We start from the raw sequence: 13,520 nt of genomic DNA, 5'->3' as shown, positions 1-13,520 counted from the left end.
CATTTAAACCCTGGCGATGGAAACAGAGTCTAAACAGTAGAATAAATATATTAATGTAGAGGAGAAACGAATATGAAACCCATGAAATTAACATCTTTAGTGGTGATGCTTCTGGTCGGCTTCAGTGCCGCGGCCCAGGAGGAGTTCTTTGATGATGTGTATTTCTCTTCAAGTAAAGAAAAAAAGAAAGAAAAGACAGAAGAGAAGGTTATACAATCCAAAAAAGAAGATGCAAAGGATTCTTCATCTGCAATCGTATTGGCTTCGGCATCGGATTCACAACCGACGCTCGTTAAAGATAGGGATGTGGATGAATACAATAGACGATATACATCTGTCGACGTTGAGGAACCTTATAACGAGGATCTGGATGAGGAGGACGGTACTTATATCGAAGAGTTACCGGATAACAATCAGAAGGTAACGAAGAAATCGGAACGTCGTTCGGATACCGAATATACCGAACGTATCGTACGTTATCATTCTCCGAGTAAGATCACGATTGCCGGTGCAGACCAGGTGGATCTGTATCTGAGCGACGGTTATTACAGCTATGGTTATGATACGGATTACTCCGACGGTAATACGAATGTAAATGTAAATATCAACATGGGTAATAGCTGGGGAGGCTGGTATGGCTGGAACTCTCCGTGGTATTATAACTGGTATGATCCGTGGTATAGTTATAGCCCCTGGTGGACTTACTCATCCTGGTATGGCCCTCGTTGGGGATTCGGCTGGGGCTGGGGTGGCTTCTATGCAGGTTGGAGTAGTCCTTGGTACGGCGGTTATTGGGGCGGTGGTTATTACGGCGGCTACTATGGTGGCGGCTATTGGGGACACCATCACCATCATAATTACTATAATCCCTATAGTTATAGGTCATCCGGACGTTCGACGTCAAGCCGTTATACTTCAGGAAGAAGCTCTTCAAGCAGGTATAATAATAATGGGGTAAGCAGTAACCGGTATTCATCTAACAGAAATTCGTCGACTCGCGCGACATCATTGAGAAGCGAAAGTAATCGTTCGTCCAGTGCCAGAAGTTCTGATCGTTATTCAACGCGTTCCTCTTCTTCGTCTTCAGTAAGAGGGGAATCAACGACAAGAAGTAGTAGTTTGCGTTCTAGCGGAGGTACTTCTTCCGGTCGTGTACAGTCGGATGCAACCGTACGTACCCGTCCAAGTACAACTACCCGCAGAAGTGAATACAGCGGTTCAAGCACTCGTTCTTCATCAGGATCTTACTCAGCTCCTGCCAGAAGTAGCAGTAGTTCTTCCCGCTCAAGTTACAGCACTTCTCCTTCCAGAAGCCAGAGTACCTATTCTGCTCCTGCCAGAAGCAGCAGCAGCAGTAGCCGTAGTTCCGGATTCAGTAGCGGAGGTAGCAGTAGCAGCCGTTCAAGCGGTGGCGGAGGAGGCGGTGGCCGTTCTGGTGGTCGCAGATAATAGAAAAAGAGAATTGGTATAATGTAAGGGCTGGTATTTACTTGCCCTTATATATTTTAATGTATAAGAAATAACAGAAACGATGAAAAGAATAACGTGCTTATTTATATCGGCGTTTTTTTTAGCCGGAGGTATTGCATATGCACAAGGTGAGATGGATGCGTACAAAATGTCACGAAATGAATTGAACGGGACGGCCCGTTACTTGGGAATGAGTGGTGCTTTTGGTGCATTAGGTGGGGATATATCGTCTATGTCTACCAATCCTGCCGGATTGGGGATATATCGTAGTTCTGAAGTTGTTACTACGATAAGTCTATCATCTGCGAAAACGAATTCCGATTGGAACGGCATGAGCGTAGATAAAAGTAAGACAAGGTTTAACTTTGACAATATTGCTTATGTTGGCTACTTTCCGACAGGAAATGATGAAGGAATTGTCGGTTGGAATATTGGACTTTCTTATAACCGGGTAAAGGATTTTAACCGTTCTTACCGGATGAATGGTGCCCAGGCTTATTCAGTCGCTGATTATGTGGCTGATTTATTGTATGGCACAGATCAAAATGATCTTAGATATGGTGATAAAAATTATGATCCTTATTTTGACAGCAGTATCTCATGGCTGGGAATTTTAGGTTTTGACGCCGGTTTCGTGGATAATTATGCTGGAAACAATAAGGAATACCATTCTGCATTCGGGCATGAAAAAGATGGAGAATGGCTTAATTATAGTCCTCAGAACGTTAATCTGCTAGTGAATGAAAAAGGTTCAATAGGGCAATATAACATTTCTTTTGCAACCAATATCTCCGATCGCTTTTTCTTGGGAGCAACGGTTGCGATAACAGATTTGGATTATACTCTTAGTACGGAATATACGGAAGACTTTACTCAAAATAGCCAGTTACGGTTGGATAATGGATTGTCTACTGATGGTACGGGCTATGCATTCAATATTGGGGCAATCGTTCGTCCGGTAGATTTTCTGCGTGTGGGTGTGGCATATAATTCTCCGACATGGTATAAAATGACGGATTATTTTCACGGAACAGCTGGGACAACCATTAATAATAAAGACTGGAATACACAAAATACGCCTGATTATCAGTCTGGTGATTATCGTCTTCGTACGCCGGATCGTTGGATCTTTAGTATTGCCGGTGTCGGACAGAATTTCCTGATTAGTGCCGATTATGAATTGACGAATTACAAGAGGATGGTGTTGAATGACGTGGATGGTTATGAGTTACGCACTACTGAAGATATTAAAAAAGATTTTGGAATGTCTGGAACTTTGAAGGTCGGCGCTGAATATAAGATTACTCCCCAGTTTTCTGTTCGTGCCGGTACCTTATGGAAAACATCTCCGATGAAGCAGCATGTAAAAGATGGAATTCCGCCGAAGAATGAGAAGGGGGAATTTGAAGTCGATGCTATAGGTATCGTAGGTACTATTCCTAGCTATACAGTTGATAAAGGTACAAATTCCTATTCGGTAGGTTTGGGATATCGTTTCACTCCAAATTTCTATATGGATTTGGCTTGCGTTTATCGTGTATATAAAGAAGACGGGTATGCTTTTCCCAGTACATATCAGGCAGGAATAAGTGATATTAATAAGTTACTGGATGAGGGTGTTGTCGTTAAATCCGATCCCGCCTCATTAAAGACTAAAACAACACAGGTCGCTTTAACTTTGGGTTATAAGTTCTAAAGAGTATTTTATATATAATATAGGTGGTACTTCTAATATTGAAAGTATCACCTATTTTTATGTTTGTATTTATGATTAAAGATAACAATAATATACTCTTTATATGTATAAAATTTTACTAGTGGTGAGGTGTTTATTTTATTTCTTTTTTTCTATAGTCTGTATTAGTTGTAATTTAAAAAGTTCTCAACAAATACAAATTGAAAAAATGGAGTTTTTGTTGGACTTATATCCTGACAGTGTTTATTTTGTATTGGATAGTTTAATTAATGAGAACGATTTGAATGAGATTTGTTTTGCTAAATCTTGTCTTCTGGTTTCGAAAGCGGCAGATAAAACAGACAAAAGACTACTGAGTGTAACAGATTATGAAAAGGTTCTATGTTGGTATATTGATTGTGGGACTATTGATGAACAAGGCCAAATTAATTATTATTTAGGTCGCTCGTATTTGGAAGACATGCAATATGAAAAAGCAATGAATGCTTATTTGCATGCACTTAGCCTTTTTAAAAAAATACAAGATTATGATAGTGCTGCATATGTTTCCAGTTATATTGCGGATTTGTTTGAGATACAAAATGATCCTGAAAGTGCGCAAAGAAATTATGAGTTAGCAGCCGAGTATTTTTATAAATCAGGAAATACAAGAAGTTATACGTTAGCTTTAAAGGATATCGCCAGGGAGCTAGCTTTTCAGGACTCATGCGAATTGGCTTTGTCATATTTAGAACGAGCTGATTCATTAGCATTTGTATTGCAAGATTCTATAGTAAAAATAGCCGTTTATAATAGCTTTGGAAACGTATATAGAATTATGAAACGGTATGCAGACTCTGAAAAGTATTTACTTCGTGCGGCCGCAATTGATACGGTTATGTGTGGAATTCCTAATTTATTAGCTTTATCTGATTTGTATATTGAGGTAGGTGATTGGGATAGAGCATCTGATTATCTGGCCCAAGTGGAGAATAATAAGAGTGGACTATATATAGATATGGTAAAGTATAATCAATATAAATTGTATAAAGTTCAAGGTAAATATAAAGAAGCTTTGTTTTATTTGGAACAATATCAAGATGTATTCGATTCTAGTGTAATAGCCAGTAATGAGGCGAATTTATTGGAAATGGAGAAGAAGTACGATAAATTGAAAGTTCAACAAGAAAACCAAAGATTAAAACTTTCGCAGCAAATATATGTGATTTTGTTTATTTTGTCCATATTTATTTTATTGGTTGTATCTTTAGTGTATGTATTATTTAAGAAAAGGGCCAAGGACAAAATACATAGTCAAAAGGCTGAAATTCTACAATTTAATATAGATGTGTTAAATCTGTCTTTCGAATTAGAGCAAAAGAAGAGGTTGTTAGATTCGATGAAAAAGGAATGTTTGGTAAAAAATAAACTTGAAGATGAAATAAAATCTTTGAATGAAGAGTTGAATAGAATAAAGAAAAAACAATTGTTAAACTCAGCAATTGGTAAAAAGCTGTTATTACTCTCTCAAAAACATATACCTGGTAATACAAAAGTCTTGATTTCAGAGAAAATGTTTAAAGCTATAGAAAAAGAAGTGAAGATTGTATATCCTAAGTTTAAATCTCAGATATTGGAATTATGTCCTGGCATATCGGATTCAGATTGGAGGTATTGTTGTTTTTTATTATTCAATTTTGATGTTAAGTCCGAAGCTATTTTGCTTTGTGTGAATCCAGCCTCTGTATGGACTCGTCATTTCAGAATGCGCCAACGATTGAATATTCAGTTAGATAAAGGGAGTCTTTATGATTATTTGATTAATGATGTGTTAAGTGATTGATATTTAATATTATACATCTCTGTAGTGGAGACCTTGATTGTCTATTATTTGTTCTGTAACATCTTGATTATCAGTGTGAGGTTGTGTATGGCGTTTTGAGCGTTTTCATAGTATTACTAATGAGTGATTAGTAATTTTGCATCAAATCCTTAATACTATAATATATGAGAAATTTAAAAATTTGGTTAATAACAGTATTGGCATTATTGGTGACGATGCCTGTGTTTGCCTTAAGACAAATACGTTTTAAAAATTATTGGATTAGGAAACCTAAAAGTGTTACAACTCAAAATCCTATTATTGCTTATATAGAGGATAGTGATAAAACACTTCATTTGCAGTTTCTAGATAATTTAGGAAAAGTCACTGTTTGTGTGAAAGATTTATCTGGTAATATTATTTATGATCAATTGATCAATACATTAAATGATTCTTCTCTCGTTATCCCATTGTTTGATCAAAAGGGTAATTATGTAGTATCCGTATCTAATAAATATAATAGTGTAGAAGGTGAGTTTGATCTTTGATTTATTTATCTACATTATTTAAATTTAATTCATTATGAAAACATTTAAACAACTTCTTACAGTAAGTATTATGCTATGTGGTACTTTCTGATATCATCATGTACGGATGAAATTTCGTCTGATAAGCCAGAATTAGCTACTGGTTGCGTTATTAGTATGACAAACACTGAAATAAAAAAGGAGTTTGGTAAAGCGTTATCGAAAGTTTTGGCAGAAAGTGCTCCGGCTAGAGAATTGATCAAAAAGGAAGCATTGGAGAAAATTGATTATGACTATGACGTTCTTTATCTTATGGTTAAAGATGAAGTGTTGGGCGATAATACGACTTTAGAAGGATTATTGTCGAAATATTTAGATAAGGATTTCTTTTATTTAATTGAAAATCAGATTTCTAACTTGACAATATTTGTTCCAGAGTTGCCTGAAGATTCGTTTTCAGCCGAGTTGTGGAATATAAAAATAGATATTCCTGATGTTGCAATAAGAACATTTGATCAGGAAGGTATCCCTGCCTATAATATTCAAAAAGGAGAATATGTAATTGATGCGGCAGAAATTCCTACATATCCTATTGTTGTAGTAAAAGAAAATGAGAGAATTGCTGGAGGTGATATTCATACTAAATCATCAAGTACACAAGGTGGAACTATTAAAACGCGATCACATTCGAATGTGGTGTTTAGTTTTATAGATGATGTCTTTAATAATCTTGATAATAAAATAAATACAGTTGCTTTAAAAGGTGATAGGGGAGGGAGTCCTAGAGGAGAGCCTGTCTCTCATAATTTGAAAAAAGTAGAAGATGCGTATAGTATTTATAAAAATGTAGATGGATGGCATAGAGATTATGTCTATTATAATTTGAAACCGGAAGATGGTATTTCTAGAGATAGTGTTAGTGGACCATTTATTTATAAATTTAAGGAGTGTATAGTTGGATTTGAATTGCTGGGAAATCCGGAAACAGCTCTTGCCAAGATATCAGATCAAGCTGGAGACCCAAAGAAAAGAGGTTATAGAAGCCCACAGGTTCTTTGGACAGAAGGTGAATTTGAGTTTTTGGTGAAAGTTTATTTAGGGTCTGTATCTCTTGTTGGTAGTGAACTTAAGACTTATTTTAGAGCTAATGGTAATGATTTATTTGGGGCAAGTAACGGTAGCGGTCGTGGTGGTGCTAAATATTCAATGTTTTTAAAAAAGAAAGATATGAAGCTCCCTCTTTTTGAATGGAATTTGGAAGATTATGCTACTTCTGTAAAAATTGCAATAGAGGAAGTCGATGATACAGAATCTATTAAAAATACAGAGTCAACAACTGTTGAATTTGCAGGGAATATCGGTTTTGATATATCTTGGGGTACAACAGTTAAGAAGGGCTTAAAATTTGGAGCTAGTGCTAAAAAAAATCATATTATAGGGTTTGAGTCTACTACAACAAAGGGTAATGATGAATTGGGCGAAGTTGTAGTAAATTTTGGAGATCCTGTTATGGTGGAGGAATCTAGTATAGATTGGGCTGGTAATAAGATTTTCTATCCTGTTCTTAATCCTAAATATTATACAGGTTGGTATCGATTATATATAGCTCCTGAAGAAATGTGACTAATGGGTAAATGAATATAGTTTGTTAGCAAATGTCCCCTGTTTGTACATAAAATGTACAGGTAGGGGACATTTTTGTATAAAAATAACAGAAATATTTGTCTGTTTAAAATACTTTTTGTTCTTTTGTTTTCGAAAACAAAATTGTCTAACATTTAAAACCTCGTTGCCTATAGCATAAACATTACTCAAAGAAACTATAAAACATAGAAGTAATGAAGACTTTAAAATCGATGACCGACGAAGAACTGGTTGTCCTTTATGCGCAAGGTAATAATGCTGCATTTGATGTGTTGTTGAACCGTCATAAAAGTAGTATCCATTCCTATATTTACTTTATAGTCCGCAATAAAGAGTTGACAGAAGATATCTTTCAAGAGACTTTTGTCAAAGTGATTATGACTATTAAACAAGGTCGTTATACAGAAAACGGCAAGTTTAAGGCATGGATTACACGTATTGCACACAACCTGATCATTGACAACTTCCGTCAGGAACGCAGTGAAAATACTGTGTCCAACGATGAAGTGGAAGTTGATCTATTCAATAACATCAAACTTTGCGACGGAACGATTGAAGATAATATCGTACGCCATCAGGTATTGTCGGATGTGAAGAAACTGGTGAAACATTTGCCCGACAGTCAGCGTGAGGTGCTGGAAATGCGTTATTATCAGGATCTGAGCTTTAAAGAAATTGCCGATATTACAGGTGTCAGCATCAATACCGCCTTGGGGCGTATGCGTTATGCGATCCTGAACATGCGTCGTATGGCAGATGAAAACCGTATAGAATTATCTATGGCCTAATCGGTTCGCGTAGCGAGCCTATTAGGATTTTTATCATCCGCAAAAATATTCTCCGGTTCATATAATAAGTAGAAAAATATCCCGTTTTATTATCAAACGATTAAAAAGGGGATTGCCTATGAAGAGATTTTCTACACAATGTATGGATGGATTGAAGGATAAAACTAAAAGAAACCGGAACGAGAAGAAAAGTACACCAAGCAGACAAACGCTTGATTTCCTATCTCAGTTTGCAAGGAGCTACCATGTAGAACCTGCATTGCAACCGGAGTTTTGTGGTTATGTGATGAACTAAGAAATTGGAGGAAAGAGGACACTAACGTAGTGTTCTCTTTCTTTTTTTGTACCTTTGCCAAAAAGACATGAAATTATGAAACATAAGATTGCTCCTTCTTTGCTGGCTGCCGATTTCCTTCACTTGCAAAAAGAGGTGGAAATGATCAATAATAGTGAGGCAGACTGGTTGCACATGGATATTATGGACGGTGTTTTCGTTCCGAATATATCTTTCGGTTTTCCGGTGCTGGATGCTGTCAAGCCTATCCTGAAGAAACCGATGGATGTACATCTGATGATTGTCGAACCCCAGAAATTTGTCAAGGAAGTAGCTGCGGCAGGCGCTTATATGATGAATGTGCATTATGAAGCCTGTACGCATCTGCATCGGACTATCGGTGCGATAAAAGAGGCTGGTATGAAGGCGGCTGTTACTTTAAATCCGCATTCGCCGATCAGTTTGCTGGAAGATATTATTCAGGATTTGGATATGGTTTTGCTGATGTCCGTTAATCCGGGTTTCGGCGGACAACGTTTTATCGAGCATTCGGTGAATAAAACGGCCCGTTTGAAAGAAATGATCCGTGAGAGAGGGTTGGATACGTTGATAGAAGTAGATGGCGGTGTCAATCTGGAAACCGGAAAGCGATTGTTGGAAGCCGGAGCCGATGTGCTGGTAGCCGGTAGTTTTGTTTTCAGTTCCCCAGATCCGATACAAACGATAAAAGAATTGAAAGAGATGTAGATAGTAGCATAACAAACCAACCAAAACCAACCTTTGTATGATAATAAAAGAAATACAAAAGCGGCCGTTTGTCAGGCCGCTTTTTATATGGATAACCGGAATCTTGCTGCAATCCATATTTAATTGCAGTATTATCTCATTCTTATTGATCGTTATTCCGACGGTATTTATTGCGTTTGCCTGGCTAGCTCCTGGCATAGATGTAGCAGGCTGTAATTATGAATTACGCTGGATATGGGGTGTAGTCTTCCTTTCATTATTGCTTAGTTTTTCTATTCAGCGGACTGCCTATTGGCAGGGTGGGAGGGGAGAGTCAGGCACTTCGTTCTTAATGGAATTTGCCGGAGGAAAGCAGGAATATTTATTGAAACCTTTCGATCGGTTGAACTTGTCTAAAGAAGAAAAGTCGGTACTGGCAACTATTACGCTTGGGTATCGTAAAGATATGAGTCGTGATGTGAGAAAACGATTTTCCTTAACAGGTGTTGCCCATCTGTTGGCGGTAAGCGGCTTTCATGTGGCGGTTGTTTGCGGATTTCTTTCTTTGTTGTTTTCTTTTTTACCGAAGAGTCCTTTTTATCGCTGGTTGAAATATCTGTTGACCCTTTGCCTTCTCTGGTGCTTTGTCGTTATTACCGGATTAGCACCGTCGGCTGTCCGTGCCGGTTTGATGCTGACGCTTTATCTTACCGGGCGAGTGTTCAGGCGTACTACTGACGGCTATAATACATTGGCTGCAGCAGCTTTCTGTATGCTGGCGTTTAATCCTTTATATTTATTTGATGTCGGTTTTCAATTGAGTTATCTGGCTGTCTTGTCTATCTTGTTTCTGCAACCTCGTTTACAGGATCTCATTATGGTGCGAAACCCGATCGTGGCAATGCCATGGGGTTGGATTACTGTTACGTTGGCAGCTCAGGCGGGGACAACCCTGCTCTGTCTGTATTATTTCGGACAATTCTCGTTGGTTTTTCTCTGTACTAATCTGCCGTTGACCTTTTTGGCGACCTTTCTTATTCCGGCAGGACTTATCTGGATATTGCTCCCAGCAGGTATTCCCGGATACGGATTGTTACAGTTGTTTGTGGAAAAGATGACACATACATTGTTTTGGATCGTAGATTCTTTTAGCCGTGTGACACAAGTCGCTTTTTATACCCGGATCGGTTTATTGGTTACTGTGCTGGGGTATGGTTCTATACTCTGTTTTTTGTTGTATCTCAAAACCAGGCGTCCGGGAATGCTTTTGGTTGGTTTGCTTCTATTGTTATTTATATTCTTTGATTTGCTTATTGAACGTTTTTTTACTGTGTAGAACGCAAAAAAATACTACCTTTGTCCATGTAAATAAGATTATATATGATTACAAAAATCATTCACGAAGAGAAAATTCAGAAAGCTAAGAAATACGTCGAAAAAGGCGAAAGTTTTGTTATTGTAACCCATGTCACTCCTGATGGTGATGCTATCGGTTCTTCTTTGGGGTTGTACCATTTCCTTACTACTTATGGTAAAGATAATGTAACTGTTGTTGTCCCTAATGAGTTCCCGTCGTTTTATAGATGGATGCCTGGGGCGAAAGATATCGTGATACATGAAAAGTATCCTGATTTCGCAGAACAGTTGATTCATGATGCAGATGTTATTTTCTGTCTGGATTTTAATGAACCTAAACGTATAGAGAAGCTGGCTCCTGCTGTGATTGCTTCGGAAGGACGTAAGGTAATGATCGATCATCACCTGAATCCTGCAGATTTTTGCAGGGTAACGATATCATATCCGGAAATGTCATCGACAAGTGAGATGATTTTCCGTTTTATCTGCCGTATGGGAATGTTCGACCTGATGACGAAGGAAGCCGCTGCATGTATTTATACTGGCATGATGACGGATACCGGTTCTTTTACTTATAATTCCAATAAGCCGGAAATTTATACGATCATCAGTGAACTGATAAAGAAGGGGATCGATAAGGACTTGATATATCGCAAGGTTTTTCAGGTATATTCTGAATCCCGTTTACGGATGCAGGGGTATGTATTATACGAAAAGATGAAGATTTATCCGGAGCATCATGCTGCTTTGATAACTCTTTCGAAGGAAGAGCTGGATCGTTTCCATTATGTGACAGGAGACACGGAAGGTTTTGTCAATATGCCGTTAAGCATCGAAGGTGTAACATTTAGTGTATTCATCCGTGAAGATAGGGATTACATTAAAGTTTCACTTCGTTCGGTAGGTGATTTTCCTTGTAATCTGTTTGCTTGCCAGTATTTTAATGGAGGCGGTCATAAGAATGCTTCCGGCGGAGAGTTTTTTGGCTCTTTGGAAGATGCCATAGCTACGTTTGAAAAGGGATTGAAGGAATTTAATCCTAATAAAACAGAAGAAATAGAGAAACTTGCCTGAGATATGGCAGATATTATATACATTTGTCGCTCATTTATACATTAAAGAATTACAGATGAAGAGAGGTTTTTATATCCTGATGATTTTGTGTGCTGCCTTGATGGTGGTGTCATGCGATAAAACAAAGTCGTACACCGAGCACTTGAAGGATGAGAGGAAAGCGATTGAGAGGTTGATTGATCGTGAAGGATTTAAAGTACTTAAAAACTATCCGTCAGATGGTGTTTTTAAGGAAAATGAATTTGTGAAGTTGGAAAATGATGTGTATCTGAATGTGATAGATTCCGGTAATGGGAATCGGGCAGTATTGGGACAAACAAAGGTCTTTTGCCGATTCGAAGCGTATGGAATATTGGATTCGGATACCGCCTATTTAATGGCTAATAACCTGACTTACGGGCCTTCATATATCTATGGATATCCAACTGAATTTATTTTTGGCCCCAATTCTTATTCAGGAGATTACGTAGGCTATTTTCCTGATAAATTTGTAGGTGAAGGGTTAGCTACGCCTTTATATCATGTGGGAGAAGGGGCTATCGTTCGATTGATAGTGCCGTTTAAGCGAATGGGGTATGATTTTCAAAGTGAATATTTCCCGGTTTATTTTAAAAAAGTAAAATATACATTCGAAAAATAATCTAACATACTTATGACTCTAATTAAATCTATTTCCGGTATTCGCGGTACAATAGGCGGAGCACCGGAAGACGGATTAAATCCGTTGGCCATTGTGAAGTTTGTAGCAGCTTATGCTACCTTCATCAGAAAAAACACAACAGTTACAACAAACAAAATCGTAGTAGGACGTGATGCACGTATTTCCGGGCCGATGGTGAAACAGGTAGTTCTGGGTACACTTACCGGTATGGGGTTTGATGTGGTCGATATCGATCTGGCTACAACACCAACAACCGAATTAGCCGTAGCAATGGAAGGTGCTTGCGGTGGTATCATTTTGACTGCCAGCCATAATCCGAAACAATGGAATGCCTTGAAGTTATTGAACGAAAAAGGTGAATTTCTGAATGCAGCCGAAGGTGCTGAAGTGTTGGATATTGCTGCTTCCGAAAGTTTTGAATTTGCAGATGTCGATCATCTGGGGAAAGTGATCGTCGACAATACATATAAACAGAAACATATTGAGAGTGTACTCAATCTTGACTTGGTGGACGTAGAAGCTATAAAGGCTGCTAATTTCCGGATAGCTATCGATGCAGTAAACTCCGTAGGTGGTATCGTATTGCCGGATTTACTTTACGCATTGGGTGTAAAGGAGATTTTTAAGTTGCATTGTGCTCCTCACGGAAACTTCTCTCATAATCCGGAACCTATCCCTGAGAACTTGACGGAGATTTCAGAATTGATGAAACATGCGAAAGCAGATGTCGGTTTTGTTGTGGATCCGGACGTAGACCGTTTGGCTATTATCTGCGAAGACGGTGAAATGTTTGGTGAAGAATATACTTTGGTTGCCGTAGCGGATTATATATTGAGTCATACTCCGGGTAATACAGTTAGCAATTTGAGTTCAAGCCGTGCATTGCGTGATGTGACTCGTGCTCATGGTTGCGAATATAATGCGGCTGCCGTAGGTGAAGTAAATGTTGTTACTAAGATGAAAGCAACAAATGCTGTGATTGGCGGCGAAGGCAACGGTGGGGTGATTTATCCGGCCAGCCATTACGGTCGTGATGCTTTGGTGGGTATCGCTTTGTTCCTTACTCATCTGGCAAAGAAGAAAATGAAAACAAGTGAACTGCGTGCCAGCTATCCTCCGTATTTTATCTCTAAACAGAAAGTACAGCTTACTCCGGAGATTGATGTGGATGCCATCCTGGCCAAGGTAAAGGAAAAATTCGCTCAATACGATATCACTGATATCGACGGTGTAAAGATCGACTTCCCGGATAAATGGGTTCACCTTCGTAAGAGTAATACCGAACCGATCATTCGTATCTATTCGGAAGCTCACACAATGGAAGAAGCCGAAGAGATTGGCGGCGAGCTGATCGCGGTTATCAATGAGATGTGTAAGTAAAATTTAATACATATAATAAATAGGAGAGGATATTCGAAAGAGTATCCTCTTTTTGTATATATATGCTTTACGGATTTGGCGTTTGTCTGTTTAAATGTAGCGTTTAATCATGATAATTAAAGT

At 38.3% G+C, this 13,520-nt stretch carries 12 protein-coding genes; all 12 read left to right on the top strand.

All coding sequences use genetic code 11. From position 1 onward, the window contains the following. The first annotated feature begins 72 nt into the window (after positions 1 to 72). A complete protein-coding gene (locus DWX23_RS21620) occupies positions 73 to 1,449 on the top strand; it encodes a hypothetical protein (RefSeq protein ID WP_122376010.1) in 1,377 nt (458 codons plus the stop codon). A gap of 82 nt (positions 1,450 to 1,531) precedes the next feature. Next, positions 1,532 to 3,166 (top strand): OmpP1/FadL family transporter, encoded by a 1,635-nt coding sequence (locus DWX23_RS21615; protein WP_122376009.1) that lies wholly within the window; start codon positions 1,532 to 1,534, stop codon positions 3,164 to 3,166. A gap of 208 nt (positions 3,167 to 3,374) precedes the next feature. Beyond that, the gene (locus DWX23_RS21610; protein WP_122376008.1) at positions 3,375 to 4,988 is read left to right on the top strand and encodes a lipopolysaccharide assembly protein LapB; all 1,614 of its coding nucleotides are present in this window, start codon (positions 3,375 to 3,377) and stop codon (positions 4,986 to 4,988) included. A 164-nt stretch (positions 4,989 to 5,152) separates the two neighbouring features. Beyond that, the gene (locus DWX23_RS21605) at positions 5,153 to 5,515 is read left to right on the top strand and encodes a DUF3244 domain-containing protein (RefSeq protein ID WP_122376007.1); all 363 of its coding nucleotides are present in this window, start codon (positions 5,153 to 5,155) and stop codon (positions 5,513 to 5,515) included. Positions 5,516 to 5,671: 156 nt separating this feature from the next. Beyond that, on the top strand, positions 5,672 to 7,117 hold the full coding sequence (locus tag DWX23_RS21600) for a hypothetical protein (protein ID WP_199673358.1): 1,446 nt from the start codon (positions 5,672 to 5,674) through the stop codon (positions 7,115 to 7,117). 215 nt (positions 7,118 to 7,332) lie between these two features. Beyond that, the gene (locus tag DWX23_RS21595) at positions 7,333 to 7,926 is read left to right on the top strand and encodes an RNA polymerase sigma factor (protein WP_122356611.1); all 594 of its coding nucleotides are present in this window, start codon (positions 7,333 to 7,335) and stop codon (positions 7,924 to 7,926) included. 118 nt (positions 7,927 to 8,044) lie between these two features. Next, complete coding sequence (locus DWX23_RS25035) at positions 8,045 to 8,221, top strand: hypothetical protein (RefSeq protein ID WP_187576650.1); 177 nt, start codon at positions 8,045 to 8,047, stop codon at positions 8,219 to 8,221. Between the two features lie 75 nt (positions 8,222 to 8,296). Continuing rightward, positions 8,297 to 8,947: a ribulose-phosphate 3-epimerase gene (gene rpe / locus DWX23_RS21590; protein ID WP_122356609.1), complete on the top strand. Its 651-nt coding sequence runs from the start codon at positions 8,297 to 8,299 to the stop codon at positions 8,945 to 8,947. Positions 8,948 to 8,987: 40 nt separating this feature from the next. Continuing rightward, positions 8,988 to 10,262: a ComEC/Rec2 family competence protein gene (locus DWX23_RS21585; RefSeq protein WP_122376041.1), complete on the top strand. Its 1,275-nt coding sequence runs from the start codon at positions 8,988 to 8,990 to the stop codon at positions 10,260 to 10,262. A 44-nt stretch (positions 10,263 to 10,306) separates the two neighbouring features. Further along, positions 10,307 to 11,356 carry a bifunctional oligoribonuclease/PAP phosphatase NrnA gene (locus tag DWX23_RS21580; protein WP_122356607.1) on the top strand — a complete coding sequence of 350 codons (1,050 nt, stop codon included), beginning with the start codon at positions 10,307 to 10,309 and terminating at the stop codon, positions 11,354 to 11,356. 55 nt (positions 11,357 to 11,411) lie between these two features. Beyond that, a complete protein-coding gene (locus DWX23_RS21575) occupies positions 11,412 to 11,996 on the top strand; it encodes a DUF4827 family protein (protein WP_122376040.1) in 585 nt (194 codons plus the stop codon). 12 nt (positions 11,997 to 12,008) lie between these two features. Further along, positions 12,009 to 13,397 carry a phosphoglucosamine mutase gene (glmM, locus tag DWX23_RS21570; protein WP_122356605.1) on the top strand — a complete coding sequence of 463 codons (1,389 nt, stop codon included), beginning with the start codon at positions 12,009 to 12,011 and terminating at the stop codon, positions 13,395 to 13,397. Positions 13,398 to 13,520: the final 123 nt, after the last annotated feature.

The organism is Parabacteroides sp. AF18-52 (genome assembly GCF_003479145.1).
GTDB classification, from domain to species: Bacteria; Bacteroidota; Bacteroidia; order Bacteroidales; family Tannerellaceae; genus Parabacteroides; species Parabacteroides faecis.
Note: the sequence above shows the minus strand (reverse complement) of the source record. Positions and strands in the feature narration are given on the sequence as shown.